General features: G+C 74.1%; 24 protein-coding genes. 8 read left to right on the top strand and 16 right to left on the bottom strand.

The annotated features are described in order from the left end of the window. Position 1: 1 nt before the first annotated feature. The gene (locus tag ACH443_RS03325; RefSeq protein ID WP_429762595.1) at positions 2-1,525 is read right to left on the bottom strand and encodes an acetaldehyde dehydrogenase ExaC; all 1,524 of its coding nucleotides are present in this window, start codon (positions 1,523-1,525) and stop codon (positions 2-4) included. 90 nt (positions 1,526-1,615) lie between these two features. Beyond that, a complete protein-coding gene (locus tag ACH443_RS03320) occupies positions 1,616-2,884 on the bottom strand; it encodes a GAF domain-containing protein (RefSeq protein WP_430589473.1) in 1,269 nt (422 codons plus the stop codon). 111 nt (positions 2,885-2,995) lie between these two features. On the opposite strand from ACH443_RS03320, the gene ACH443_RS03315 reads away from it, so the two are divergent. Further along, positions 2,996-3,949, top strand: coding sequence for an SDR family oxidoreductase (locus tag ACH443_RS03315; RefSeq protein ID WP_430589472.1), 954 nt, complete (start codon positions 2,996-2,998; stop codon positions 3,947-3,949). 34 nt (positions 3,950-3,983) lie between these two features. Here the strand turns inward: ACH443_RS03315 and ACH443_RS03310 are convergent, their stop codons facing one another. Continuing rightward, positions 3,984-4,271, bottom strand: a complete 288-nt coding sequence (locus tag ACH443_RS03310) for a DUF3175 domain-containing protein (RefSeq protein ID WP_430589471.1) — start codon at positions 4,269-4,271, stop codon at positions 3,984-3,986. A 42-nt stretch (positions 4,272-4,313) separates the two neighbouring features. After that, positions 4,314-5,294, bottom strand: a complete 981-nt coding sequence (locus ACH443_RS03305; protein ID WP_430557057.1) for a bile acid:sodium symporter family protein — start codon at positions 5,292-5,294, stop codon at positions 4,314-4,316. A 160-nt stretch (positions 5,295-5,454) separates the two neighbouring features. Between ACH443_RS03305 and ACH443_RS03300 the strand changes: the two genes are divergently transcribed. After that, entirely contained in the window at positions 5,455-6,426 is a 972-nt protein-coding gene (locus tag ACH443_RS03300) for an MBL fold metallo-hydrolase (protein ID WP_430589470.1), read from the top strand. Positions 6,427-6,439: 13 nt separating this feature from the next. On the opposite strand, the gene ACH443_RS03295 is transcribed toward ACH443_RS03300, so the two are convergent. The 3 genes from ACH443_RS03295 to ACH443_RS03285 form a co-directional block, all read right to left on the bottom strand. After that, positions 6,440-7,372 (bottom strand): serine hydrolase, encoded by a 933-nt coding sequence (locus ACH443_RS03295; RefSeq protein WP_430589469.1) that lies wholly within the window; start codon positions 7,370-7,372, stop codon positions 6,440-6,442. Then, positions 7,369-8,253, bottom strand: coding sequence for a LysR family transcriptional regulator (locus tag ACH443_RS03290; protein WP_430589468.1), 885 nt, complete (start codon positions 8,251-8,253; stop codon positions 7,369-7,371). Before ACH443_RS03290 ends, ACH443_RS03295 begins: the two co-directional genes overlap by 4 nt. Before the next feature lie 91 nt (positions 8,254-8,344). Next, entirely contained in the window at positions 8,345-9,211 is an 867-nt protein-coding gene (locus ACH443_RS03285) for an SDR family oxidoreductase (RefSeq protein WP_430589467.1), read from the bottom strand. A gap of 160 nt (positions 9,212-9,371) precedes the next feature. Here ACH443_RS03285 and ACH443_RS03280 point away from each other — a divergent pair, with 160 nt between their 5' ends. Both ACH443_RS03280 and ACH443_RS03275 read left to right on the top strand, forming a co-directional pair. Further along, the gene (locus ACH443_RS03280) at positions 9,372-9,791 is read left to right on the top strand and encodes a winged helix-turn-helix transcriptional regulator (RefSeq protein WP_430589466.1); all 420 of its coding nucleotides are present in this window, start codon (positions 9,372-9,374) and stop codon (positions 9,789-9,791) included. Next, entirely contained in the window at positions 9,788-10,408 is a 621-nt protein-coding gene (locus ACH443_RS03275; protein WP_430589465.1) for an NTP transferase domain-containing protein, read from the top strand. Before ACH443_RS03280 ends, ACH443_RS03275 begins: the two co-directional genes overlap by 4 nt. A gap of 26 nt (positions 10,409-10,434) precedes the next feature. Here the strand turns inward: ACH443_RS03275 and ACH443_RS03270 are convergent, their stop codons facing one another. From ACH443_RS03270 to ACH443_RS03250, 5 genes are all read right to left on the bottom strand, one after another. Continuing rightward, complete coding sequence (locus tag ACH443_RS03270; protein ID WP_430589464.1) at positions 10,435-13,284, bottom strand: molybdopterin-dependent oxidoreductase; 2,850 nt, start codon at positions 13,282-13,284, stop codon at positions 10,435-10,437. Beyond that, on the bottom strand, positions 13,281-14,135 hold the full coding sequence (locus ACH443_RS03265; RefSeq protein ID WP_429762606.1) for an FAD binding domain-containing protein: 855 nt from the start codon (positions 14,133-14,135) through the stop codon (positions 13,281-13,283). Before ACH443_RS03265 ends, ACH443_RS03270 begins: the two co-directional genes overlap by 4 nt. After that, the gene (locus ACH443_RS03260) at positions 14,126-15,337 is read right to left on the bottom strand and encodes an XdhC family protein (protein WP_430589463.1); all 1,212 of its coding nucleotides are present in this window, start codon (positions 15,335-15,337) and stop codon (positions 14,126-14,128) included. Before ACH443_RS03260 ends, ACH443_RS03265 begins: the two co-directional genes overlap by 10 nt. 61 nt (positions 15,338-15,398) lie before the next feature. Next, on the bottom strand, positions 15,399-16,889 hold the full coding sequence (locus ACH443_RS03255; RefSeq protein WP_430589462.1) for an NCS2 family permease: 1,491 nt from the start codon (positions 16,887-16,889) through the stop codon (positions 15,399-15,401). 27 nt (positions 16,890-16,916) lie between these two features. Then, the gene (locus tag ACH443_RS03250) at positions 16,917-17,441 is read right to left on the bottom strand and encodes a nucleoside deaminase (protein WP_429762609.1); all 525 of its coding nucleotides are present in this window, start codon (positions 17,439-17,441) and stop codon (positions 16,917-16,919) included. Between the two features lie 432 nt (positions 17,442-17,873). Between ACH443_RS03250 and ACH443_RS03245 the strand changes: the two genes are divergently transcribed. Further along, positions 17,874-18,800, top strand: coding sequence for a sulfurtransferase (locus tag ACH443_RS03245; protein ID WP_430557048.1), 927 nt, complete (start codon positions 17,874-17,876; stop codon positions 18,798-18,800). A gap of 101 nt (positions 18,801-18,901) precedes the next feature. Then, entirely contained in the window at positions 18,902-19,345 is a 444-nt protein-coding gene (locus ACH443_RS03240) for a SufE family protein (RefSeq protein WP_429762611.1), read from the top strand. A gap of 29 nt (positions 19,346-19,374) precedes the next feature. Here the strand turns inward: ACH443_RS03240 and ACH443_RS03235 are convergent, their stop codons facing one another. Beyond that, on the bottom strand, positions 19,375-19,755 hold the full coding sequence (locus ACH443_RS03235; protein WP_430589461.1) for a zf-TFIIB domain-containing protein: 381 nt from the start codon (positions 19,753-19,755) through the stop codon (positions 19,375-19,377). Positions 19,756-19,835: 80 nt separating this feature from the next. On the opposite strand from ACH443_RS03235, the gene ACH443_RS03230 reads away from it, so the two are divergent. Together ACH443_RS03230 and ACH443_RS03225 are read left to right on the top strand one after the other, a co-directional pair. After that, complete coding sequence (locus ACH443_RS03230) at positions 19,836-20,222, top strand: universal stress protein (RefSeq protein WP_429762613.1); 387 nt, start codon at positions 19,836-19,838, stop codon at positions 20,220-20,222. Between the two features lie 92 nt (positions 20,223-20,314). Beyond that, positions 20,315-21,730 (top strand): alanine/glycine:cation symporter family protein, encoded by a 1,416-nt coding sequence (locus ACH443_RS03225; RefSeq protein WP_430589460.1) that lies wholly within the window; start codon positions 20,315-20,317, stop codon positions 21,728-21,730. Here the strand turns inward: ACH443_RS03225 and ACH443_RS03220 are convergent. From ACH443_RS03220 to ACH443_RS03210, 3 genes are all read right to left on the bottom strand, one after another. Beyond that, entirely contained in the window at positions 21,684-23,045 is a 1,362-nt protein-coding gene (locus ACH443_RS03220; protein ID WP_430589459.1) for a DUF2235 domain-containing protein, read from the bottom strand. The two genes, ACH443_RS03225 and ACH443_RS03220, sit on opposite strands and share 47 nt — an antisense overlap. A gap of 116 nt (positions 23,046-23,161) precedes the next feature. Beyond that, positions 23,162-24,082 carry an NAD(P)-dependent oxidoreductase gene (locus tag ACH443_RS03215; RefSeq protein ID WP_430589717.1) on the bottom strand — a complete coding sequence of 307 codons (921 nt, stop codon included), beginning with the start codon at positions 24,080-24,082 and terminating at the stop codon, positions 23,162-23,164. Between the two features lie 98 nt (positions 24,083-24,180). Then, a partial coding sequence (locus ACH443_RS03210; protein WP_430589458.1) for an FxLYD domain-containing protein occupies positions 24,181-24,874 on the bottom strand: 694 nt, incomplete at its 5' end.

Below are 24,874 nucleotides of genomic sequence, written 5' to 3'. Positions count from 1 at the left end.
TCTAGAAGAACCCGAGCTTCTGGCCCGAGTAGCTGACCAGGAGGTTCTTGGTCTGCTGGTAGTGGTCGAGCATCATCTTGTGGTTCTCGCGCCCGACGCCGGAGCCCTTGTACCCGCCGAACGCCGCGGCCGCGGGGTACGCGTGGTAGCAGTTCGTCCACACCCGCCCGGCCTCGATCGTGCGGCCGGCGCGGTACGCCGTCTCGCCCTGACGGGACCAGACGCCGGCGCCCAGGCCGTAGAGGGTGTCGTTGGCGATCTTCATCGCGTCGTCGAAGTCGGCGAACTCCGTCACGGACACGACCGGCCCGAAGATCTCCTCCTGGAAGATCCGCATCGAGTTCTTGCCCTCGAAGACGGTGGGCGTCACGTAGTACCCGCCCGCCAGGTCGCCGTCCATCTCCGCGCGGCCCCCGCCCGTGAGGACCTTGGCGCCCTCCGCCTTGCCGATGTCGATGTACGACAGGATCTTCTCGAGCTGGTCGTTGCTCGCCTGCGCGCCGATCATCGTGTCGGTGTCCAGCGGGTTGCCCTGCTTCACGGCCTTCGTGCGCTCCAGGGCGTCGCCGAGGAACTGGTCGTAGATGTCGGCCTGGATCAGCGCGCGCGACGGGCAGGTGCACACCTCCCCCTGGTTGAGGGCGAACATCGTGAACCCCTCGAGCGCCTTGTCGTAGTAGTCGTCCTTCGCCGACGCGACGTCCGAGAAGAAGATGTTCGGGCTCTTGCCGCCGAGCTCCAGCGTCACCGGGATGATGTTCTGCGACGCGTACTGCATGATCAGGCGGCCGGTCGTCGTCTCGCCGGTGAACGCGATCTTGCGGATGCGCGAGCTCGACGCGAGCGGCTTGCCCGCCTCGACGCCGAACCCGTTGACGACGTTGACCACGCCGGGCGGCAGCAGGTCGCCGATGAGGTCCATGAGGAACAGGATCGACGCCGGGGTCTGCTCGGCCGGCTTGAGCACGACGGCGTTGCCCGCCGCGAGCGCCGGGGCCAGCTTCCACGTGGCCATGAGGATCGGGAAGTTCCACGGGATGATCTGCCCGACCACGCCGAGCGGCTCGTGGAAGTGGTACGCGACGGTGTCCTCGTCGATCTCCGAGATCGACCCCTCCTGCGCGCGGATGGCGCCCGCGAAGTAGCGGAAGTGGTCGATGGCGAGCGGGATGTCGGCGGCGAGGGTCTCGCGGACGGGCTTGCCGTTCTCCCAGGTCTCGGCCACCGCGATCTTCTCGAGGTTCGCCTCCATGCGGTCGGCGATCCGGTTGAGGACGTTCGCCCGCTCCGTGACGGACGTGCGCCCCCACGCGGGCGCCGCGCCGTGGGCGGCGTCGAGCGCGCGCTCGATGTCCTCGGCGTTCCCGCGCGCCACCTCGGTGAAGGTCTGCCCGGTGACCGGGCTGGGGTTCTCGAAGTACTGCCCGCTCGCCGGCGGCACGTACTCGCCGCCGATCCAGTGGTCGTACCGGGCGCGGTACTCGGCGACCGCCCCGGGCTGACCGGGGGCTGCGTAGACGGTCATGCTGCCTCCTCGCACGTGCGGCGCCTCGTCGCGCCGCGTTGGACGCGACCGTAGGACGGCGAGGGTTGCAGCCCCGTTGCAGTCAGGCCGTCACGAGAGCGTCTCGTCGAGCAGCCCGGCGCGGGCGCGGGCGCGCACGGCCTGCGGGCTGCCGGCCGGGGCGACGTCGAGCAGGCGGGTCCAGGCGGCGTGGTCGTCTGCGCCCTCGGCGCCGCGCACCCAGGCGTCCAGGGCGTCCGGGTCGCCGGCGGCCAGGACGGCGGCACGGACCTCGGCCGAGAGCTCGGCGCGCAGCTGCTCGACGCCGGGGGCCACGGACCGCGGCAGCAGCGGCGCGTAGGCGTCGACGGCGGCGCGCGCGTCGCCGTCGGCGAGGGCCGCGCGCACGTCGCCCGCGTCGGTGCGCAGGGGGCGGGCGAGCCGGTACGGCCGCGACCCGGCGAGCAGCGCGCCGGCGACGTGCCGCAGCCGGGAGACCTCGGCCCGCACGGTGACGTCGGACAGCTCGCCGGGGTGCAGCAGCACGGCGAGCTCGTCCGCGGCGAGGCCCGACGGGTGCTCCGCGAGCAGCAGCAGGATCTCGGCGTGCCGCAGCGACAACGGCCGCTCCCCCGCGGGCGTCCGCAGCACGGGCCGGCCGAGCACGCGGAGGTCGACGGGTGCCGTCCCGGTCAGGTGCGACGCCGTCGCGGCACGGGTCGCGAGCTCGCGCTCCACGGTCGCGACGGTGGCCCGCACGAGCGACAGCACGACGTGCGTCGCCGCGGCCCGCCGCCCCGTGACGTCGAGGACGCCGAGCACCCGGCCCGTGGCGGGGTCGCGGATGGGCGCGGCGGCGCAGCTGAGCTCCTGCACGGGGCGGGAGAAGTGCTCGGCGCCGATCACCTGGACGGCCCTGCGGGTCGCGAGCGCCGTCCCCGGCGCGTTGGTGCCCACGCTCTCCTCGCCCCACACGGCGCCCTCGACGAAGCCCACGCGGTCGACCGTGCCGCGGAGGCGACGGTTCCCCTCCACCCAGAGCAGGCGGCCGATCTCGTCGGAGACGGCGACGACCAGGCCGTCGTCCGCCGCGCCGTCGACGACGAGCTCCCGCACGACCGGCATGACGGCGGCGAGCGGGTGGGCGGCGCGGTAGGCGGCGAGCTCGGCGTCGGCCAGCGCGACCTGCGGGTGCGGGGTGTCCGGGTCGACGCCGTTGCGCAGGGAGCGGCGCCAGGAGTCGGCGACGACGGGGTCGATGCCGCCGGGCGGCTCGCCCGTGCCGAGGAAGCGCTCGTACGCGGCGCGCACGGTGCGTGGGTCGCGACGCACCCCGGCCCCGCGCGGGCCGTGCCCCGCGGAGAAGCTGTCCCCGTACATCGCGACCTCCCGACGTCGTCGTCCGGGCGCCGCCAGTCTAGGGGGCGGACCGCCCAGCCACGGATCGCCGGGCCCTGGATCACCCCCGAGCCCTGGGGCACCGTGGTGCCCATGGCACGCAGCGAGCACGACCTCACCCCGCCCGAGCTCCCCTTGCCCGATCTCACCGGACGGCGTGCGCTGGTCACGGGGGCGAGCGACGGCGTCGGCCTGCGGATCGCGACGCGGCTCGCAGGGGCGGGGGCAGACGTGCTCCTGCCCGTCCGCAACCAGCGCAAGGGCGAGGCGGCCGCCGACCGGATCCGCGCGCGGCACCCGGCGGCGCGGCTCGTCCTGCACGAGCTGGACCTGGCCTCCCTGGCGTCGGTCGCGGCGCTGGGCGAGAAGCTCACGGCCGCGGGCGAGCCGATCCACCTGCTCGTCAACAACGCGGGGGTCATGACCCCGCCCGAACGCCAGGTCACCGCGGACGGCTTCGAGCTGCAGCTCGGCACGAACCATCTCGGCCACTTCGCGCTGACCGCCCACCTGCTGCCGCTGCTCCGCGCGGGCCGGGCCCGGGTCACGACGCAGTCGAGCGTCGCCGCCCGGCGCGGCGCGATCCTGTGGGACGACCCGAACGCGGAGCGCCGGTACGACGGCCGCCGCTCGTACGCGGGGTCGAAGCTGGCGTGCGGGCTGTTCGGCCTCGAGCTCGCCCGCCGCAGCGGGGCCGCCGGCTGGGGAGTCACGAGCAACGTGTCGCACCCCGGGGTGGCACCCACGAGCCTGCTCGCCGCGCGTCCCGAGGTCGGCCGCGCCGGGGACACCCGGGACGTGCGCGTCATCCGCTGGCTCTCCGCACGCGGCCTCGTCGTCGGGACCGTCGAGAGCGCCGCCCTGCCGGCGCTCCTCGCGGTCGCGTCGCCCGACTCGCGCGACGGCGGGTTCTACGGCCCGCGCTGGCCGGGGCACCTCGGCGGCCCGCCCGGGCCGCAGCGGCCCTGGGCGCCGCTGCGGCGCACCGACGACGCCGCGCGCCTGTGGGCGCTGTCGGAGGAGCTCACCGGGGTCACGTTCGCCTGACGACCGACGCTCGGCCCGGCGGCCGGCCCCGGCGTCAGTCCCGGCCGAACGCCGTGCGCAGCTCGTCCTTCGCGCGCTCGAGGACGTCGCGCTGCGCCGCGGGGAGGTTGGTCCCGGCGCGGTTGACGTAGAACGTCAGCATCGACATGGCCGACCGGTACGCCGACCCCTTGCGCCGGTCGCTCGCCTCGGCGGAGCGTTTGAGGGACGCGGCGATGCGCGCCGGGTCGTCCCAGGTGAAGACGTCGTCCTCCAGGTCGAGCGCGTCGGAGTGCTCGGTGACGTCCTGCGACCACCGCTCGCCGTCGTCGTCCTTCGCCATGCCCCCGACGCTAGGCCCGGGGCCGGGATGTTCGCAGCCGGCTCAGTCGCGCAGCGCGAGGCGGCGGGCGAGCACCGCGCAGACCACGAGCTGGAGCTGGTGGAAGATGATCACCGGGACGGCGATGACGCCGGCCGCGGCGACCGGGAACAGCACGCTCGCCATGGGCAGGCCGGTGGCGAGGGACTTCTTGGACCCGCACATGAGCAGCGCGATCCGGTCCTCGACGGGCAGCTTGAGCGCGGCGCCGCCCCACCACGTGAGCCCGAGCATGATCGCCAGGAACACCCCGCTCACCACGAGCAGCACGACGATCGCCCAGGCGGAGGTGCCGGCCCACACGCCCGCGGAGCTCGCCGCCGCGACGGCGGAGAACACCACGACGAGGATCGTGCCCCGGTCCACGGACAGGGTGAGCCAGCGGCGGGCGCGGACCCAGTCGCCCACCCACGGCTGCAGCAGCTGGCCCACGACGAACGGGAGCAGGAGCTGCAGCAGCACGGTCTGCAGCCCGTCGAGGCCGTGACCGGCGGTCGCGCCTGCGCCGCCGTCGGCGTCGGTCATGAGCCACAGCACCAGCAGCGGGGTGAGCACCATGCCGAGCACGTTGGACACGGTGGCGCCGCAGATCGCGCCCGCGACGTTGCCGCGCGCCACCGACGTGAACGCCACCGACGACTGCACGGTCGACGGCAGCAGCGACAGGTAGAGCATCCCGGCGGCGAGCGGCGCGCCGACCAGCGGGGTGATCGCCCACGCGACGACGAGGCCGAGCACCGGGAACAGCACGTACGTGGCGACGAGGATGCCGCCCTGCAGGCGCCAGTTGCGCAGCCCCGCCCACACCTCACGGGTCGACAGGCGCGCGCCGTAGACGAGGAACAGGATCGTCACCGCGACGTCGGCCGCGACGTCGACGACCTGCTGCACCCCCGGGCCGACGGGCACCACCAGCCCCAGCACCATCACCACGACCAGCGTGACGACGAACGGGTCCACCCAACGGCTCAGCACACGACGCACCGGGCGAGTGTAGGGAGTGCAGCGCCGGAGGCGCGGACACGTCCGCCCGGCGCCGACCGGACCACTCATTCCCGAAGCGCATGACCGGGCGGTCACGAGTCTTGGTGGGCATCGGTCGCGGGGTGGCACGGTCGTGGCCACGACGACCCGAGGAGACGACATGACCGTGACCGTCCGCCGCCGGACCCTGTTCGGCTTGGCCGGAACCGCCGCTGCCGGAGCGCTCACCGGCACCCCTGCCCTCGCCGCGCCCCGGGTGGAGGACCGAGGTGCGACCGGCCACGCGACGTTCCGCTGGCTCGGCGTGGCGGGCTGGCAGATCCGCACGCCGCGCTCCCACCTGCTGGTCGACCCCTACCTCACCCGGTTCGACACGGGGCTGGCGAAGGGACTGTTCGACCGCGGCACGCGGCTCACGGTCGACCCGGCGGCGATCGACGACGTCCTGGGGCGGCCCGACCGGGCAGGCCGGGTCACCGCGACCCTGGTCACGCACACCCATTGGGACCACTTCGGCGACGTCCCGCACATCGCCGCGACCCGGGGCGGCACGGTGTTCACCACCCTGACGGGATATCACCTCGCACGGTCCTTCGGTGTGGCCGACGACCAGCTCGCAGTGCTCAAGGGCGGCGAGGAGATCGTCGTGGGTGACCTGGTGGTCCGCGCCGTCCGGTCGTTGCACAGCCGCTCCGGCAACGGTGGGGTGCTGTTCCCCGGGGTGCGCCACGCGGTACCGGAGCGCCCCGCGACCATCGCCGACCTGCCGGAGGGGGACACGCTGGCGTACCTCCTGCGCGCGCCGTCGGGCCGCAGCGTGCTGCTCCTGGGGGCGAGCGACTTCGACGACGTGTCGCTGCGCGGGCTGCGGCCCGACGCGGTCGCCGTGCCGGTGCCGGCGAACGACGTCACCAGCGAGTACGCCTCCCGGCTCATGGACGTCCTCGACGGGCCCAGGCTGGTCGTCCCCGTCCACTGGGACCACTTCGAGGCCTCGCCGACCGACCCGCCCACCGTGCAGGACGACGGGACGGCCGACCGGCTGCGTGCCACGGTGGCCGCGATCCGACGCGCGTCGCCCCGGACCCGCGTCGTCGTGCCGGACTACCGGACCTCGCTCGACCTGCTCTGACGGACCACCGGGATCACGGGCGTGGCGAGGGTGCGGTGCGGCGCACCAGGTCGTGCAGCCGGCGAGCGGCGCGACCGAGCGCCATCTCCGCGGCCGGCTGCGCCCGCGCCGCCACGCTGGACCGGCTGAGGACGACGACGACGAACCGGCCGCCGTCCGCGTGCTCGACGACCCCCGCCTCGTGGCGCAGGTTGAGCACGGTGCCCGTCTTGGACGACCAGGTGGACGAGTCGCGGTCGAACTCGGGCGCCAGGCGGTGCCGGTGCACGTTGGAGGCGAGGAGCTCGCGCAGGCGTCCGGACACCGCGGGGTCCAGCCGGTCCGGGTCCCAGACCGCGCCGAGGAGGTCCGCCAGCACGCGCGCCGAGGAGGTCGTCGACACCGAGACGTCGAGCGACCGGATCACGCTTCCTCCGCTCGCGGTGCTCGCCAGCGCCGCGAAGGCGTGCCCGAGCCCCGGCGCGAGGTGCTCCAGTGCCTCCGCCGGGGTGTCGTCCAGCTCGCCGAGACCGTGCCGGATCTCGACGTCCGGCACCCGGAGCTCGCGCAGCACCCGGCTGACGTGGGCGGGAGGTGTCAGGGCGAGCAGCGCGTCGCAGGCGCTGCTGTCGCTCAGCGAGACGGCCAGGTAGAGCAGGTCGTCGAGGGCCACCGACGCCGGGTGCCTGAACCGCGTGATGCCCGGCGGTCCCGTGCTCGTCGCACGCCCCGGGTCGACCACCACGGTCGAGGCGGCGTCGAGCTCCCGGCGACGGATCCGCTCGAGCGTCGCGAGAGCTACCGGGACCTTGACGAGGGAGGCGACCGGGAGCTCGAGGTGCGGGTCGACGCCGACCTCCCGGCCGGAGTCGAGGTCGCGGACGAGGATCCCCGCGGTCAGGCCGGCATCGGCGAGCTCGTGCCGCACCCGCCGGACCTCGCCCGCCGCGGCGGCTCCCGCGATCACGGGGCGACCTCCGCGGCGCCGAGGGCGAGCGCGATCGCCTCGGCCAGGGCGTCGATCGAGGCGGTCGCCGCCACGGGATCGCCGGGCCGCAGCTCCAGGCGGTGTGCCCGGGAGAGGTCGAGGCCGCCCGGCGACGTCCAGGAGAGCCCCAGCTCGCGCGCCTGCACCGGGGTGCAGAGCAGCAGGTCCGCGCTGGTCGTCACCGCGGCCAGCGCGGGGACCAGCGGGGCCACCCGCACCTGCCGCGGTAGACAGCCTGCGGACGCGGCGTGCCGGGCCAGGGCGTCGCCGACGAGGGCGTTGTCGTCCTCCGGGGTCACCCACACGCGTCGCGGCGGTCCGGGGTCTCCGCGGCGCGGGGCCAGCTCGTCGAGGTACACCCGTGCCCCGCCGTCCGGGCCGCCACCGCCCCACCCCAGCGGGGCGGTCCAGCGCGCCGCACCGGTCGTCGCCACGACGAGCGCGGCGTCCGCGCGCGAGTCGCGCACCATCTCCGCGCGTCGTGCCGGAGGGGCAGGCAGCGGCCGCAGCACGATCCCCGCCTGCCGGGCGTCAGCGATCAGCGTGGCCGTGACCGTCGGCGAGAGGTCCTCCGGGACCACGAGGCGCAGGGGCGGCGCCTCGCGCATCGCCGCCGCCGCCCGCAGGTCGTCCGCCGCCTCGACGACGCGCTGGGCGGCCGGGAGCAGCCGGCTCCCCAGCCCCGTGAGGAACACCTCGCGCGTCGTCCGGTCGAACAGGCGCCCACCGAGGTGCGTCTCGAGCGCGGCGATGCGGCGGCTCACGACGGGCTGCGGCACGCCGATCGCCGCCGCGCCGCCGGTGAAGCTGCGCCGCTCGCTCACCGCGACGAACGCGCGGCAGGTGTTCTCGAGGTCCACGGGGCGATTATCCCCACCGGTCTCTCGCGCCCCGGGGAGGACCGGCGGGACGACGAGACGCCGGCGGGTCAGAGCGGGACGGCGGTGGCGCTCAGCCCTTCAAGCCCTTGCGGAGGCCGTCGGCCAACGGCGTGGTGGGGCGGCCGATCAGCCCGGCGAGCACGCCCGTCGTCTCCGCCAGCAGCCCGGCGCGGGTGTCGGCGTCCAGCGCGACGAGGAATCCGGCCGTGCCCTCGTCGAGACCGGCGGCGAGCAGCGCCTCGCGCTGCTCCTCGGGCTCGACCGAACGGTAGGTCACGGGACGGCCGAGCAGCTCCGTGACGGTGCGGGCGAGCTCGTCGAAGTCCCACGCGACGTCGCCGGTGAGCTCGTGGACGGCGTCGTCGTGCGCACCGTCGGTGGCGAGCGCGACGACGGCCGCGGCCTCGGCGTAGTCGGCGCGGCTCGCGCTGGCGACGCGGCCGTCCCCGACCGAGGCGACGATCTCCCCGGTCTCCCGGGCCTGCTCGACGTCGGGCAGGTAGTTCTCGGTGTACCAGCCGTTGCGCAGCACCGTCGTGGTCAGGCCGGACGCCGCGAGCAGCTCCTCGGTCGCCTTGTGCTCCGGCGCGAGGATCAGCGGCGAGGTGTCGGCGTGCGGGGCGCTCGTGTAGACGACGCGGCGGACGCCGGCGCCCTTGGCCGCGTCGATCACGGCGCCGTGCTGGCGGACCCGCTGGCCGACGGCGGAGCCGGAGACGAGCACCAGCACCTCGACGCCGTCGAGGGCGGGGGCGAGCGTCTCCGGGCGGTCGTAGTCGGCCTCGCGGACGACGACGCCGCGCTGCGCGAGGTCCGCGACCTTCGCCGTCGAGCGGGCGAGGGCGACGACGTCCGCGGGCGCGGCGCCGCGGGCGAGGAGGGACTCGACGACGAGGCGGCCCAGGTGGCCGCTGGTGCCGGTGACGGCGATGGTCATGGTGATGCTCCTTCGGGTGCAGGCTCAGGTCGGGCTCGCGGCCGGCAGGTCGACCGGACCGCCCCGCCCAGCATGTACTTACTTTTCGTTAGTGCCAACTGGATGCATGTGCGGCGCTCGTCACAGTGCCTGCGTGCGGAGCGCGCCGTATCCTGTCCGGGTGACCCCTGACTCCCCCGCCGTCGCCCCGGTCGACGCCGGCCCGACGGACGCGATGATCGCCGACGTGTTCTCGCGCGGGTGCACCTCGCGCCAGGCGCTGGAGGCGGTCACCGGGCGATGGGGCGTGCTCACGGTGGCCGGGCTGCGCGACGGAGCCGTGCGGTTCAACGCGCTGCGCCGCCGCATCGACGGGGTGAGCGAGAAGATGCTCGCCCAGACCCTCCAGGCGCTCGAGCGCGACGGCATGGTCGCCCGCGAGGTGCGCACCACCATCCCGCCGCACGTCGAGTACTCGCTCACCGACCTCGGCCGCCGCGTCGCCGACCGGCTCGTGGGCCTGCTCGACGTCCTCGAGGGCTCGGTCGACGAGGTCAGCGCCGCCCAGCAGCGCTACGACGCGCGGCGCGAGGTCTCGTGACGGGTCGCACCGTCGCCGTGCTGCTCGCCGCGGGCGCGGGCACCCGCCTGGGCCGCGGACCGAAGGCGCTCCTCCCCCACGGCGGCCGGGCGCTCGTGGAGCACATCGCAGGCGTGCTGGCCGACGGCGGCTGCGACCAGGTCGTCGTCGTGATCGGCGCCGAGGCTCCGCGGGTCGCGGCCGCGACCGATCTCCACGCCGCCCGCGTGGTCGTGAACGACGACTGGGCCACGGGCATGGCGTCGTCGCTGCGGGCGGGCGTCGCGGCGGCCCTGGAACCGCGCGACGGCGAGGCTCCGGCGCGCGTCGTCGTCGCGCACGTGGACCAGCCCGGCGTCACGCCCGAGGACGTCGCGCGCCTGCTCGCGACGCACCGCCCCGGCCGGGTCACCGCCTCGCGGTGGGCCGGCGCGCCGGCGCCCGAGGGCGGCCGGCCGCGCTGGGCCCACCCGCTCGTGCTGGACGCCGCGCACGCCGGCCCGGCCGCGGCCGGCGCCGTCGGGGACGCCGGGGCCCGCGCGTTCCTCCGCGCGCACGCCGACCTGATCGACGTCGTCGTCCACCCCGGCGACGGCCGCGACGTCGACACCGAGGCCGACCTCGACCTGCTCGCCTGACCCGACCTGGAAACGTCGTGGGCGCTTCAGGACGTCGCAGCGGCCTTCATGCCCAGGTAGACCTTGTCGCGCGAGAGCGGCAGCTCGGTGAACCGCACGCCCGTGGCGGCGCGCAGCGCGTTGGCGAGCGCGGGGGCGACGGGGTTGAACGGGCTCTCGCTCATCGACTTCGCCCCCATCGGCCCGGTGGTGTCCGACGTCTCGGCGAAGTACACCTCGCTTCGGGGCACGTCGGCGAAAGTGGGCAGGTGGTACTGGCGGAAGATGTCGGTCGTGACGCGGCCGGCGTCGTCGATCACGACGTCCTCGTACAGCGCGGCGCCGAGGGCCTGCGCGATGCCGCCCTCGACCTGGCCGCGGCACTGCCGGGGGTTGACGACCTCGCCGGCGTCGGCGGCCTGGACGCTCTGCAGGATGCGGATCTCGCCGGTGCCGCGGTGCACGGCCACGCGGAAGCCGTGCACGTTGAACGCGACCGACCGGGGCGTGCCGCCCCAGCGGCCCTCGGCCTCGAGCCGCACGCCCGCGGCCCGCGCGTGGCGCGCCACCTCGGCGAGCGGCACGACGGCCCCGCCCGCGTGCTCGACGCCGCCGGGCACCAGGCGGCAGCCGGCCGGCGCCGTCCCGGTGAGGGACGCCGCCACCACGCGCACCCGCTCCGCCAGCTCCGTGGCCGCGGCGAGCGACGCCTTGCCCGCCACCACGGTGCCGGTGGACCCGAAGGCGCCGGTGTCGTGCTCCACGAGGTCCGTGTCGGACTGCTTGACGACGACGTCGGCGGCCCGCTGCCCGAGCGCGCTGGCCACGAGCTGGGCGTGCACCGTCGTGGTGCCGTTGCCGAACTCGGCGGTGCCGACCTCGGCCTCGACCACGCCGTCCGGGCGCAGCCGGGCGCGGGCGTGCGCCACGTGCCCGCGCGGCGGCACGGTGTCGATCATGGACAGCGCGGTGCCCTCGCCGACGCCCCAGTCGTCGCCCAGCCAGGGTCGCGTCGCGTCCGCGGGGTGGGCGCCGTACGCCGCGACGTCGCGCGCCCGGCCGCGGGCCAGCGCGTCGTCGGCCAGCTCGATGCACTGGTCGAGGCCGTAGCTGCCGTACAGCACGTCCTCCTCGGGCTCGGGCGTGGTGGACAGCATCGGCACGCCCGGGTGCACGACGTTGCGCCGCCGCAGCTCGAGCGGGTCCAGGCCGAGCTGCCGGGCCAGCTCGTCCATCGCGGACTCGACGGCGAAGATCATCTGGCTCAGGCCGTACCCGCGGAACGCGCCCGCGGGCAGCGTGTGCGTGTAGACGCAGTGCGCGTCGACCTTCTTGTTCGCGCACCGGTAGACGGCGATCGACTCGCCGCAGCCGTGGAACATCACGCCCGGCCCGTGGTTGCCGTACGCGCCGGTGTTGCTCAGCACGTCGAGGTGCAGCGCGGTCAGCGTGCCGTCGCGGCGGGCACCCGCCCGCACCTTGATGCGGAACGGGTGCCGGGTCGTCGTGCCGACGAACGTGTCGGTGCGCGTGAGCTCGAGCTGCACCGGCCGGCCGAGCCGCAGTGCCGCGAGCCCCGCGACGTCCTCGACCAGCACCTCCTGCTTGCCGCCGAACCCGCCGCCCACGCGCTCGCACACCACGCGCACGCGGTCCATGGGCAGGTCCAGCACGCGCGCGAGATGGCGCCGCGCGAGGAAGGGCACCTGGGTCGAGGACCGCACCACGAGCCGGCCGTCGTCGTCGAACGACGCGATCGCCGCGTGCGTCTCGAGCGCCGCGTTCTGCACCCGCTGCGTGCGGTAGGTGGCCTCGTGCACGACGTCGGCCTCCGCGAGGCCCGCCTCGACGTCACCGAGCTCGGAGTGCAGCTCCGCGACGACGTTCGCCTCCGGACGCGAGACCCGCGCCGCCGCGGCGTCCAGGTCGGGGTGCACGAGCGGCGCGCCGGGGACCATCGCCTGCTCGGGGTCGATCAGCGCGGGCAGCACCTCGTACTCCACCCGCAGCCGGCGCACGCCCTCCTCCGCCGCGGCCACCGAGTCGGCGACGACGGCGGCCACGCGCTGCCCGACGTACCGGACCACGTCGTCGAGGACGCGGGTGTCGTCGGGGTCGTCCGTCCACAGCTCGTGCTGGGCCGTGCTGAACCGGGCGGCGGGCGCGTCCTCGTGCGTGAGCACCGCGCGGACCCCGGGCACGGCGAGCGCGTCGGAGGTGTCGATCGACAGGATCCGTGCGTGCGCGTGCGGCGACCTCGCCAGCTTGAGGTGCAGCAGCCCCGGGTACGCCTCCGGGTCGACGTCGAGCGTGTAGCGCACCTGGCCGGTGACCACGCCGCGGCTCGCGGGGGCGGGCTCCGAGGTGCCGAACGCCGTGCCACAGCCGCCGATCGTCTCGGCGTTCTCCGTCCCCCGCACCGCGTCCTCGATCGCCCGGTACCCGGTGCACCGGCACAGGTTGCCCTTGAGGTTGCGGGGCAGGTTCGCGCGCTGCTCGTCGTCGAAGGTCGCCGCCGTCATGATCATGCCGGCGGTGCAGAAGCCGCACTGGAAGCCCTGCGCGTCGTGGAACTGCTGCTGCACGGGGTGCAGCCCGTCCGCGGTCGGCTCCTCGGCCGTGGCGGCGAGGCCCCCGATCGTCGTGACGTCGCGCCCGGCGGCACGCCGCGCGGGGTACACGCAGCTGTGCACGGGGACCCCGTCGACGTGCACGGTGCACGCGCCGCAGTCGCCGCCGTCGCACCCCTTCTTGACGCCGAGCGAGCCCTGCTCGCGCAGGAACGTGCGCAGGCACTGGCCGGCTCGCGGCACGGCGTCCACGTCGCGGCCGTCCACCCGGAGCACGAGGGAGGCGCCCGCGGCGAGAGTCGTGGGGCGGGTGGTCGCGTCGGTCATCGCCGGCCTCCGTCGGTCAGCTCGGCGCGGATCTCCTCCGCGAGCCGGTAGGTCATGTCGCGGCGCCACTCGGGCAGGCCGTGGATGTCGTCGTGGTACAGGTCGAACGGGATCGCGGCGTCGATCGCGGCGGCCAGCCCGGCGGCGTCGGGGTGCGCGCCGTCGGGGAACCGCAGCTGCACCGGCCGACGGGTCGACGCGGTCACGGTGATCACCAGCTCGCCGCCGTCGGCGGGCGCGTCGAGGCGCCCGATCAGCAGCACCCCGGAGCGTCCGAGGTTCGACAGCGACAACCGCCGGTAGGCGGTGCGGGCGCGGAGCGCCGCGGCCGCGAGCCGGATCGCGCGCAGCAGCTCGCCCGGGGCGAGGGTGTTGCGCATCTCGCCGGTGACGAGCTCCGCCACGGGCTGCGTGCGCCGGGCGCCGCCAGGCCCCCACACCTCGGCGACGCCGTCGAGCGCCGCGGTGAGCGACGTCATCGGGCCCGCGGGCAGCGACGTCGCGACGTTGCCGCCGACGGTCGAGGTGTTCCAGATCTTGAACGACGCGACGAACGCGTCGCAGCACGGGCGCACGAGGTCGAGCGCGCGCCACGCGTCGCGCACCGGTTCCGACGCGGCGGCCTCCGGGAAGGCGTAGAGCTCGGCGACGGTGCAGGTCGCGGCGATCTCCAGCCCCTCGTCGGTCACGGTGAGCGCGGGCCAGCCGGCGGTCGTGACGTCCAGCAGGCGGCGTAGCGTCTGGCTGCCGTACGAGAACAGGACGGTGCCGCCGGCCAGCCACGCGTCGCCCTCGCGCCAGTCGGCGGGGTCGGCGGTGGGGACCAGGTCGGTGACGGTGTTCATGTCCACCGGGGGTGCTCCTTGGTTCGGGTGGTGCTGGGGGTGGTGCCCGAGGTCGTGCCGGTGGCCGCGTGCAGCGGCCCGTCGGTGCGGCTCAGGGGGACGGGCGCGTCGCGGCCGTAGCGGACCGCGACGAGCTCGGCGACGACCGACACGGCCACCTCCTCCGGCGTCACGGCTCCGAGGTCGAGGCCGATCGGCGAGCGCAGCCGGGCCAGCCGGTCGGGGGTCACGCCCTCGTCGCGGAGGGCCTGCACCCGCTGCGCGTGCGAGCGGCGCGAGCCCATCGCGCCCACGTACGCGAGCGGGAGCCCGAGCGCGAGCCGCAGCGTCGGGACGTCGAACTTCACGTCGTGGGTGAGGACCGCGACGGCGGTGCGGGCGTCGAGCCGGCCGGCGGCGGCCTCGGCGGCGAGGTACCGGTCCGGCCAGTCCACGACCACCTCGTCCGCCTGCGGGAACCGGCGCGGCGCGGCGAACACCTCGCGGGCGTCGACGAGCGTCACGCGGTACCCGAGCAGGTGCACGGCGCGCACGAGCGCGCCGGCGAAGTCGTTGGCGCCCACCACCACGAACCGCGGCGGCGCCAGCCGGGTCTCCACGAGCAGCGTGACGGGCTCCTCCGGGGCGCCGTCGTCGCACGCGCCGGCGGGAACGCCGGGGGCGGCGTGCACGGTGGCGGCCCCGCCCGCGCGCAGCACGGCCGCGACCTGTGCGGACACCGCGGGCAGCGCGCCGTCGTCCACCAGCCCGCGCAACGGGTTGTCTGACAGGTCAGGGAGGAGCACGGCGGTGGGGCGCGCGACGTCGAGGCGCCGCACGAGGGCGGCGGGGGCTCCGACGTCGGCGGTGACGAGGCGGGCGAGCGCGACGGCGGCGGGGTCGTCCGGGTCGCCCGGCCGCACGGGCTGCACGTGCACCTCGAGGCTGCCGCCGCAGGTGAGCCCGACAGCGAACGCGTCGTCGTCGGAGTAGCCGAAGGTCTCGCGGTGGCACTCGCCGACGGCGATCGCGTCGAGCGCGGCCGCGTGCACGGCCGCCTCCACGCAGCCACCGGAGAGGCTGCCGACGACGGCGCCGTCGGCGCGCACGGCCATCGCGGTGCCGACGGGCCGCGGCACCGAGCCGGACGCGCCGACCACCGTCGCGACGGCGAACGGCTGCGCGCCGGGCTCGAGCCACTCGGCCAGCTGGTCAGCCAGGGTGAGCATCTGGGGTCCCTCCCCGTCGGTCGGGCCTGCCGGGTCGCGGCAGGCCCGACCGACGTTGCCGTCAGGCGCCGAGCGCCGCCGAGAGCGGGCCGCGCACGAAGTACACGAGGAAGCCCGCGGCGACCACCCACAGCAGCGGGTGCACGTCGCGCGCCCGACCGCAGGCGAAGCGCAGCAGCACCCACGTGATGAAGCCGATCCCGATCCCGTTGGCGATGGAGTACGTCAACGGCATCGTCACGACCGTGAGGAACACCGGCAGGGCGACGGAGAAGTCGCCCAGGTCGATCTCCTTGATCTCCCTCATCATCATCGCGCCGACCACCACGAGGGCGCCGCTGGCGACCTCGATCGGCACGACGGCGGTCAGCGGCGTGAGGAACATGGCGACCAGGAACAGGCCACCCGTCACGACCGACGCCAGGCCGGTGCGCGCCCCCTCGCCGACGCCCGCCGCCGAGTCGACGAACACGGTGTTCGACGACGACGACGACGCGCCGCCCACGACGGCGCCCACGCCCTCGACGACGAGCGCCGACTTGATCTTCGGGAAGTTCCCGTCCTTGTCGGCGAGCCCGCCCTGCTTGGCCAGGCCCGTCATCGTGCCCATCGCGTCGAAGAAGTTCGTGAAGAACAGCGTGAACACGAGCATCGTGGCGGCGAGCGCCCCGATGCGGTCGAAGGCGCCGAAGCTGAACTGCCCCAGCAGGGACAGGTCGGGCACGGAGACCAGCGAGTCCGGCAGCGCGGGCACCGACAGGTGCCAACCGCCCGGGTTGTCGTCGCTCGCGGGCCCGAGCTGGAGCACCGCCTCGACGACGATCGCCACGATCGTGGTCCCGACCAGGCCGATGAGCAGCCCACCCTTGACCCCGCGGGACACGAGGATCCCCATGAGCAGCAGGCCGAAGACGAAGATCATCGTCGGGACGGTGGTGATCGAGCCGCCGTCGCCGAGCTGTACCGGCGGGCCGCCCTCGGTGGGGGTGACGAAGCCGGCGTCGACGAAGCCGATGAAGGCGATGAACAGCCCGATGCCGACCGTGATGGCCGCCTTGAGCTGCCGCGGGACGGCGTTGAAGATCGCCGACCGCGCGCCCGTCGCGGCGAGCAGCACGATGAGCAGGCCGTTGATGAGCACGAGGCCCATGGCCTCGGGCCAGGTGACGTCGCCGACCACGGCCACGGCGAGGAACGAGTTGATCCCCAGCCCGGCCGCGAGCGCGAACGGCAGGTTCGCGACGAGGCCGAACAAGATGGTCAGCACGCCCGCTGCGAGGCCGGTGACGGCACCCACCTGGGCCGTCGCGAGCCACCCGCCCGCGACGTCGGTGGGGGCGTTCCCGGCGCTGGTGCCGCCGAGGATCAGGGGGTTGAGGATGACGATGTACGCCATCGCGAAGAAGGTCACCAGCCCGCCACGGATCTCGCGTCCCGTGGTGGAGCCTCGTTCGGTGATCTTGAACAGCCGCTCCAGCACGCCTCGGCGGGCGCCGCTGGAGGGCGTCTTGTCGTTCTCGGCGGTGTCCCGCCGGGTTCCCAGGATGGTCACGTCCTTGTGTCCTCTCCGGCCCGCACGTCAGTAGTCGATGCGGGTCTCGAGGACACGCCACGCGTCGAACGGCGCGACGGCGCTGCCCGTGCGCTCGTGGCGCACGGTCATCACCCCGCCGGCGGCCCGGGTCTCGGGTGTCGCGGCGAAGAAGTCGTAGAACACGGCGTCGTCGAACCCGGCGGCGGCCGCGTCGTGGCGGTCGGCAGCGAAGTAGACGGCGTCCACGCGCGCCCAGAGGGCGGACGCGAGGCACATCGGGCACGGCTCGCAGCTCGAGTAGAGGACGGCCCCCGACAGGTCGAACGTGCCGAGCTCGGCGCAGGCCCGCCGGATGGCGGTGACCTCAGCGTGCGCGGTGGGGTCGTTGTCCTGGGTGACGCGGTTGTTGCCCTCGATGACGCGGCCGTCACGGGTGACGACGACGGCTCCGAAGGGGCCGCCCGCGTTCGCCACGCTGTCGACGGCGAGGGAGACGGCCTTCTCGAGGTGTGCTGCGTCCACGGGAACGGCCGTGCGGACTGACTGGTTGATCACGGCATTGCGGTCCATGGTGAGTCTCCACGGTTCGGGCAGCGGCCCCCGGGTGCTCGGGTCCGTCGGCCCCTCGAGGTCCCGGTGGAGACCGGGCGCTCGGCGGGTCGCTGCAGGCGAGTTGTCCTTCATGCCGCCTGGTAGATAGCTGCCGGTGTCGGATCGATCTCGTCGATCACCGTGCGGGAGTCGACGTCGACGTCCGCGCGGCCCGGGCCCGCCTTAGGCATCCGCGACGCTAGCACTCGGTGACGGGCACCACAAGAATTTCGGAATCACATTTCCGTATCGCGGGCGTTTCGTCGCGATGAACGCCGTCTCGCATCGTGGTCCCACATGATGGACACGGACTGTCGCGGCAGGTCCGCCTGTTCCTAGAGTGTCCACGAACCCGAGCGGCCACGACCCGCCGCGCCCGGCGCGCCCCGCGCCGCACAGATGGAGGAACCCATGCCCGCACCCACCGACCCGACGCCGCGCCTCGCCGAGTACGCGCACCCCGAGCGCCTCGTGACGACGTCGTGGCTCGCCGAGAACCTCGACACCCCGGGCCTGGTGGTCGTGGAGTCCGACGAGGACGTGCTCCTCTACGAGACCGGCCACATCCCCGGGTCCGTGAAGATCGACTGGCACACCGACCTGCTGCAGCCCGTCGAGCGCGACTACCTCGACGGCGCCGGCTTCGCCGACCTGCTCGCGAGCCGCGGCATCTCCCGCGACACGACGATCGTGCTGTACGGCGACAAGAACAACTGGTGGGCCGCGTACACCGCGTGGGTCTTCACGCTGTTCGGCCACGAGGACGTCCGCCTGCTCGACGGCGGACGCAACCTGTGGGTGGCCGAGGGGCGCGACCTCACCACCGACGTGCCGTCCCCCGCCCGCGGCACCTATCCCGTCGTCGAGCGCGACGACGCCACGTTCCGCGCCTTCAAGGAGGACGTGCTCGCCCACCTGGGCAACGGGCCGCTGGTCGACATCCGCTCCCCGCAGGAGTTCTCCGGCGAGCGCCTGCACATCCCGGACTACCCGGAGGAGGGCGTGCTGCGCGGCGGCCACATCCCGTCGGCGCGCAACGTCCCCTGGGCCACCGCGGTCGCCGAGGACGGCACCTACAAGCCGCGCGCCGAGCTCGAGGCGATCTACCAGGAGGGCGGCCTCGGCCTCACGGCGGGCGACTCCGTGATCACGTACTGCCGCATCGGCGAGCGCTCCAGCCACACGTGGTTCGCGCTGCGCTACCTGCTCGGCATCGACGACGTCCGCAACTACGACGGCTCCTGGACCGAGTGGGGCAACGCCGTGCGCGTGCCGATCGTCGCGGGCGCCGAGCCGGGAGAGGTCCCGGCGAGCGTCAAGCAGGCGCAGGCCGCCTGACCCACCCGACCAGCCACGGCGCCGCGCTCGAGCCGGTCCGGACCCATCCGCGGTCCGGACCGGCTCGACCGGCGTCCGGCTCCCTACGAGAGACTGGGACCATGACCGACGCCGCCACCCTGCCCGAGCCGCTCGCCGAGATCCGCGAGGAGTTCCTCGCCCTGCCCGAGCGCGACCGGCTGCAGCTGCTGCTCGAGTTCTCCCGCGAGCTGCCGGGGCTGCCCCCGCGGTACGAGAGCGCGCCCGGCCTGCTCGAGGCGGTCGAGGAGTGCCAGTCCCCCGTGCGCGCGTTCGCGGAGGTCGACGGCGACGTCGTGCACTTCTACGCGACCGCCCCGCAGGAGGCGCCCACCACGCGCGGGTTCGCGTCGATCCTGGCCCAGGGGCTGTCCGGCCTCTCGGCCCAGCAGGTCCTGGACGTGCCCGACGACTTCCCGCTGATGATCGGGCTCACCCGCGCGGTCAGCCCCCTGCGTCTCAACGGCATGGCGGGCATGCTCACCCGCGCCAAGCGGCAGGTGCGCGAGCAGCTCGCCGCCGCCTGACGCACCCGCCGACGCGGGCTTCAGGCCCGTCAGAAGTCGAACAGGTCCCCGAGGAACGAGTCCTTCTTCTTGCGCTTGCGGTAGCGGGGGTCGTACCCGCGGTCGTCGTACCTCTTGTCGTCGTACCTCTTGTCGTCGTACCTCTTGTCGTCATAGCGACGGTCGTCGTAGCGCTTGTCGTCGTAGCGGCGCTCGTCGTACGACGCCGGGTAGGGCGGCCCCGGGGAGGCCGGCGCGGGCGGCACGGGCCCGCGCGCCTCGGCGGCGATCTCCGACTCGAGGGATCGTTCGATGATCTTGTCGAGCTCACCCCGGTCGAGCCACACGCCCCGGCACTGCGGGCAGTAGTCGATCTCGATGCCCTTGCGCTCGGACATCACGAGGACGGACTGGTCGTGGGGGCACTGCATGATGCGCTGCTCCTTCGTCGGCTGGTGAGGTCAACGGGTCGGACCGGCGCGAGGTTCCCTCCGTGTGCGAGAGTGTGCGCATGACGGTGCTCGTGGCCTACAACCCGTCGCCCCACGGTGAGGCGGCCGTCCGGACGGCGATCGCGGAGGCGACCCGGCGCGGGCTGCCGCTGCACGTGGTCCACCTCGCCCGGTCGGACGACCCCGTCGAGGGCGACCCTCTCGACGGCATCCTCGCCGAGGCGGGCGAGAGCGTCGAGGTCCTGCCGGTCACCCGCCGGCCCTCCGGCACCGAGCCCGCGGACGCGATCCTCGACGCCGCCGAGGCGTCCGGCGCGACGCTCGTCGTCCTCGGCTCCCGCAAGCGCTCCAACGCGGGCACCTTCCTCGTCGGCACGACGACGCAGCGGGTGCTGCTCGACGCCCCGGTCCCGGTGCTCGTCGTCAAGGACGCCTACGACTCCTGACCAGCTGCGACGTGTCGGGCCTCGCCCGACCGGCGACACGCGCCGTGGCCCCCCCCGACGGATGACGACGGCAACGGGTTACGGTGCGCGGCGTGGATTCTTTCGCTGACTTCATCGCGGCAGCCAGCTCCTTCGTCTGGGGCCCCTTCCTCCTGATCCCGTTGTTGCTGGGCACGGGCCTGTACCTCACGATCCGGCTCAAGGGGCTGCAGTTCCGCAAGCTCGGGCCCGCACTGCGCCTCGGGCTGCTCCAGCGCAAGGAGGCCTCGGCGGGCGACGGGGACGGCGAGGGCGACATCTCGCACTACCAGGCGCTGACCACCGCGCTCGCCGCCACGGTCGGCGTCGGCAACATCGCCGGCGTCGCGACCGCCATCGGCATCGGCGGCCCCGGCGCCTTGTTCTGGATGTGGGTCACCGGCCTGCTGGGCATGGCGTCCAAGTACTCCGAGGCGTTCCTCGGCTCGAAGTTCCGCGTCGTCGACGAGAAGGGCGAGCAGCGCGGCGGGCCCCAGGAGTACCTCAAGCGGGGCATCCGCGGGCCGCTGGGCACGATCCTCGCCGTCGCGTTCGCCGTCTTCGCCGCGCTCGCCGCGTTCGGGATCGGCAACATGACGCAGACCAACACGATCGCGCAGTCCCTCGACGACACGTTCGGCGTCCCGCCGCTGGCGACGGGCATCGTCATCGTGCTCTTCGTGGGCGTCGTCCTCCTCGGCGGCATCAAGCGGATCGGCGCGGTCACCGCGTCGTTCGTGCCGACGATGATCCTCTTCTACATCCTGGCCGGGCTCCTGGTGCTCGGCGCGAACGTCACCGCCATCCCCGACGCCCTCGCGCTCGTGTTCACCGACGCGTTCACCGGCACGGCGGCCACGGGCGGCTTCGTCGGCTCGACCGTCGCCCTCGCCCTGCAGTTCGGCGTCGCGCGCGGCCTGTTCTCCAACGAGTCGGGCCTGGGCTCGGCCGCGATCGTCGCCGCCGCGGCGAAGACGCACCACCCGGTGCGCCAGGGCCTGGTGTCCATGACGCAGACCTTCATCGACACGATCGTCGTCGTGTCGTTCACCGGCCTCGTCATCATCACGTCCGGCGCGTGGACGTCGGGCGAGGAGGGCGCGGCGATGACGTCGACGGCGATGTCGTCCGGCCCGCTCGCGCAGTTCGGCGGCGCCGTGGTCGCGATCGCCGTCGTGTTCTTCGCTCTCTCCACGGTGATCGGGTGGGCGTACTACGGCGAGCGGTGCGCCACCTCGCTCTTCGGCATCAGGGTGTCGCTGCCGTACCGCGCGATCTTCACGCTCGTGTGCCTCGTGGGCGCGGTCTGGGAGCTGGACCTCGTGTGGGGCGTCGCCGACGTCCTCAACGGGCTCATGGCGCTGCCGAACCTCGTCGGGCTGCTCCTGCTGTCCGGACTGATCGCGCGGGAGACGAACGCCTACCTCGCGAAGGACCCCGACCTCACCGACCCGCCGGCAGCGCTCGAGGACTTCGCACCGGTCCGATGACGTCGTCGCCCGGCACGACGAACGGGCGCAGGTCGCCGCGGGCGGCGTCGACCCGCTCGACGGGGACGCGCTCCACTCCCCCGGCCTCGGTGATCCACCAGCCGAGGTTCGGGGCCAGGGCGGCGTAGCCGTCGCGCAGGACGTGCCGCAGCACGGTGTCCGCGAGGCGCACGCCGTCGCGCCACGCCCCGACGACCTCCGCCGGGACGACGTCGTGCCCCGTGGCGCCGGCCGGGAGCTCCGCCCGGGACGAGGCCACCGGCAGCGCGAGGACCCGCAGGCCGCGGCGGAACACGAGGCGGCCGTCGACCGTCGCGTACCGCGGACGCACGCGGGTGGCCACGTTGAGGATGCGGAACGGCCACGGCGGCGCCTGGTCCAGGACCAGGGCGGCGCGCGGGGTGAGCTGACGCGCGAGACGGTGCTCGTCGAACTGCACGCCCACGGCGCGCATCTCGGCGGCCATCCACTGCAGCGCGAGGTCGGACAGGCCGCAGCGCGAGCCGCCGCCGCCCACGTCGCCGTGCGTGCCGGGGAACCACACCTGCTCCACGCGGCCGGACGGGTCGTCGTCGGGCACGGACCACAGGCACGGCGCGAAGGTCAGGCGACGCTCGTCGATCGCGAGCGCCTGCCGGGCGGTCTGCACGGCGGGCGCGAGGGAGACGTCGTGGAAGCGGTTCTTGCGTCGCGACGGCCCGGGGACCCCGAGCGCGCCGACCGTGTCGAAGACGCCCAGGAAGCGGACCGGGACCTCGATCCCGTGCTCCGCGCGGAACGCCTTCTTCTCCGCCCGGACCTCGTCGCCCTGCCGCAGCACGGCCTCCGCCCGCCGGCGCCGCCACGAGCCGGGCCTGGTGCGGGCCACGGTGCGTTCCGCCCTCGCGACGCGGCGCGCCGTCGGCGGCTTGAGGCGGTAGACGCGCTCCGCCTCGCACAGCAGCCCGGCGTCCTGGGCCTCCACGGTCAGCAGGCCCACCTGCGACAGCATCCCCACGACGCTGCGCGCCGTGTACGCCCCGCGGGAGTAGCCGAGGACGACGATCTCGTCACCGGGCTCGTAGTTCATGGCCAGGAACCGGTAGCCGTCCACCACGTTGCGGGTGAACCCGTAGCCGAACGCACCGCCCAGCAGCTGGTCGACCAGGTAGCCGCGGGCACCGACGCCCGCCACGTAGCCGACGATCTGCTCGACGTCCGGATCAGCGCTCCCTCCGGAGCGCAGCACGGACCGCGCGAGCTTCTCGATGTTGGACACCTGCGGGTTCACCGCATGGCTCCACGTCCCGTCGCAGCACAGCACCAGTCGCTTCATCGTCGTCCCCTCCATGTACCTCGGAGGGAGGCAGGGCGACGCTGATACGACGAGCGTTCACGCCGTCGCGCGACGTCCGTCCACCGACGGCGCCGCGTGCGGTGACATGCGCAGGTTCATACGACGACGCGGATGACGGCGCTGTGGTCCAGCTCGGCGTCGCCGCGGTCGACCATCCGCTGGTAGCGGTCGCGGGCGACCGCCGTCAGCGCGGTGTCGACGCCGAGCCGCCGCCCGACCGCGAGACCGAACTCGAGGTCCTTGAGCTGGGTGCGGCACGCGGCACCGTCCGCATAGTCGCCCGAGAGGTAGCGCCGCGACTTGTCCGTGAGCACCTGCGAGCCGGCCAGCCCGGCGCACAGCACCTCCAGCACGGTGGCGAGGTCCAGGCCACCGGACTGGGCGATGGCGACCGCCTCGGCCAGCGCGTTGAGCGTGCCGCCCACCACGATCTGGTTGCACGTCTTGGTGAGCGAGCCCGCGCCCACCGCACCGAGGTGGCGGACCGTCGAGCCCATTGCCTCCAGCACGGGGAGGACGGCGGCGAGGTCGTGGTCCGCGCCGCCCGCCATGATGCTCAGGCTGCCCGCCACCGCGCCCTCGACTCCGCCGCTCACGGGCGCGTCCACCAGGCGGATGCCGTCCGCCGCGAGCTCCCTCGCCCACGCGGCGACCTCGACCGGGCTCACCGTGCTCATCACGACCAGCACCGGGTCGGCCACCCCCGCCGCGCGCCACCCCGCCCGCAGCCCGTCGGGCCGGTCGACGACGTCGCGCACCTGCGGCAGGTCCGGGAGCATCACCACCACCACCGACCGCGCCACCTCTGCCGGCGTCGCCGCGACCGTCGCACGCGACTCGCCCTCGGCGACCGCCTCCGCCTTCTCCGGCGTGCGGTTCCACAGCGCGACGTCGAAACCCGCCGCCAGCAGATTCCGCGCCATCGGCGCCCCCATCGGCCCCGTGCCGACGAAACCGATCGACGTGCCGTCCATCTCTGACCTCCGCGCCGTCGCCGCGATCGCCGTCCTTGGCACCCAGTACGACGGCGGCACCGGGCCGCCTCAGGCTAGCCGGGCCACCCTACCGGCGTCGGGGAGTCCCACCGCGATGCGCTGAGCAGCGCACGGAGCGCTCAGTACGCGCTGGCCTCGACGACCTCGAAGTCGGCGGACTTCATGTCGTTCAGATCCCCCTCTTCGACGTACTGGAACACGTCGACAGTTTCCGACTGCCCGGCACGAAGCTCCGAGACGTAGGCCACGTCGTCGGCGACTCGGTTACCGTCGTCGTCCACCGCTTCAACCGTCACATCGAAGGACTGCGTCTCGTCCGAAGTATTGGTCAGCGTCACCGGGAGGGACGTCGTCACCAGGCCGTACTCGTCCTTCGTCGCCGTGTAGTCCCCGATCTCGACAGACACGTCGTCGGCGAGCACCTGCTCGGTCGCGTCACCACTCATCTTGTCCAGGTCTCCGGAGACGTCGTCCAGCGATTCCGAGACGGAGTCTGCCATCGCGCCGTAGACCGATTGCGAGACCAGCACTCCGGCCCCGGAGACGACGGACACGATGACCGCTGCGACGGCGAGCCCCTTGCGCGTCGCGCCCTTTCGGGTCCGCACAAGTCCGACGATCCCGAACACCAAACCCATCAGCGCGAGGAAGAACGCAAAGTTGTTGATGATCGGAAGGAAACACAGGAGGAGCGACGCGCCTGCGATGACGAATCCAGGGGACTGCTGCAGGGCTGGTTGACACTCCATCTGTGGGACGCCGTCCCGCTGGAAGGATGTCTCTGTGCCCAAGAAGTTCCCGCCTGAGTTCAAG

This window comes from Isoptericola sp. NPDC019571 (genome assembly GCF_044389385.1).
Lineage (GTDB): Bacteria > Actinomycetota > Actinomycetes > Actinomycetales > Cellulomonadaceae > Isoptericola > Isoptericola nanjingensis.
Note: the sequence above shows the minus strand (reverse complement) of the source record. Positions and strands in the feature narration are given on the sequence as shown.

What these genes read in the sequence shown, in the direction of transcription:
- ACH443_RS03325 (WP_429762595.1), bottom strand. Translation starts at nt 1,525, where the DNA reads ATGACCGTCTACGCAGCCCCCGGTCAGCCCGGGGCGGTCGCCGAGTAC.
- ACH443_RS03320 (WP_430589473.1), bottom strand. Translation starts at nt 2,884, where the DNA reads ATGTACGGGGACAGCTTCTCCGCGGGGCACGGCCCGCGCGGGGCCGGG.
- ACH443_RS03315 (WP_430589472.1), top strand. Translation starts at nt 2,996, where the DNA reads ATGGCACGCAGCGAGCACGACCTCACCCCGCCCGAGCTCCCCTTGCCC.
- ACH443_RS03310 (WP_430589471.1), bottom strand. Translation starts at nt 4,271, where the DNA reads ATGGCGAAGGACGACGACGGCGAGCGGTGGTCGCAGGACGTCACCGAG.
- ACH443_RS03300 (WP_430589470.1), top strand. Translation starts at nt 5,455, where the DNA reads ATGACCGTGACCGTCCGCCGCCGGACCCTGTTCGGCTTGGCCGGAACC.
- ACH443_RS03285 (WP_430589467.1), bottom strand. Translation starts at nt 9,211, where the DNA reads ATGACCATCGCCGTCACCGGCACCAGCGGCCACCTGGGCCGCCTCGTC.
- ACH443_RS03270 (WP_430589464.1), bottom strand. Translation starts at nt 13,284, where the DNA reads ATGACCGACGCGACCACCCGCCCCACGACTCTCGCCGCGGGCGCCTCC.
- ACH443_RS03260 (WP_430589463.1), bottom strand. Translation starts at nt 15,337, where the DNA reads ATGCTCACCCTGGCTGACCAGCTGGCCGAGTGGCTCGAGCCCGGCGCG.
- ACH443_RS03250 (WP_429762609.1), bottom strand. Translation starts at nt 17,441, where the DNA reads ATGGACCGCAATGCCGTGATCAACCAGTCAGTCCGCACGGCCGTTCCC.
- ACH443_RS03245 (WP_430557048.1), top strand. Translation starts at nt 17,874, where the DNA reads ATGCCCGCACCCACCGACCCGACGCCGCGCCTCGCCGAGTACGCGCAC.
- ACH443_RS03240 (WP_429762611.1), top strand. Translation starts at nt 18,902, where the DNA reads ATGACCGACGCCGCCACCCTGCCCGAGCCGCTCGCCGAGATCCGCGAG.
- ACH443_RS03235 (WP_430589461.1), bottom strand. Translation starts at nt 19,755, where the DNA reads ATGCAGTGCCCCCACGACCAGTCCGTCCTCGTGATGTCCGAGCGCAAG.
- ACH443_RS03230 (WP_429762613.1), top strand. Translation starts at nt 19,836, where the DNA reads ATGACGGTGCTCGTGGCCTACAACCCGTCGCCCCACGGTGAGGCGGCC.
- ACH443_RS03220 (WP_430589459.1), bottom strand. Translation starts at nt 23,045, where the DNA reads ATGAAGCGACTGGTGCTGTGCTGCGACGGGACGTGGAGCCATGCGGTG.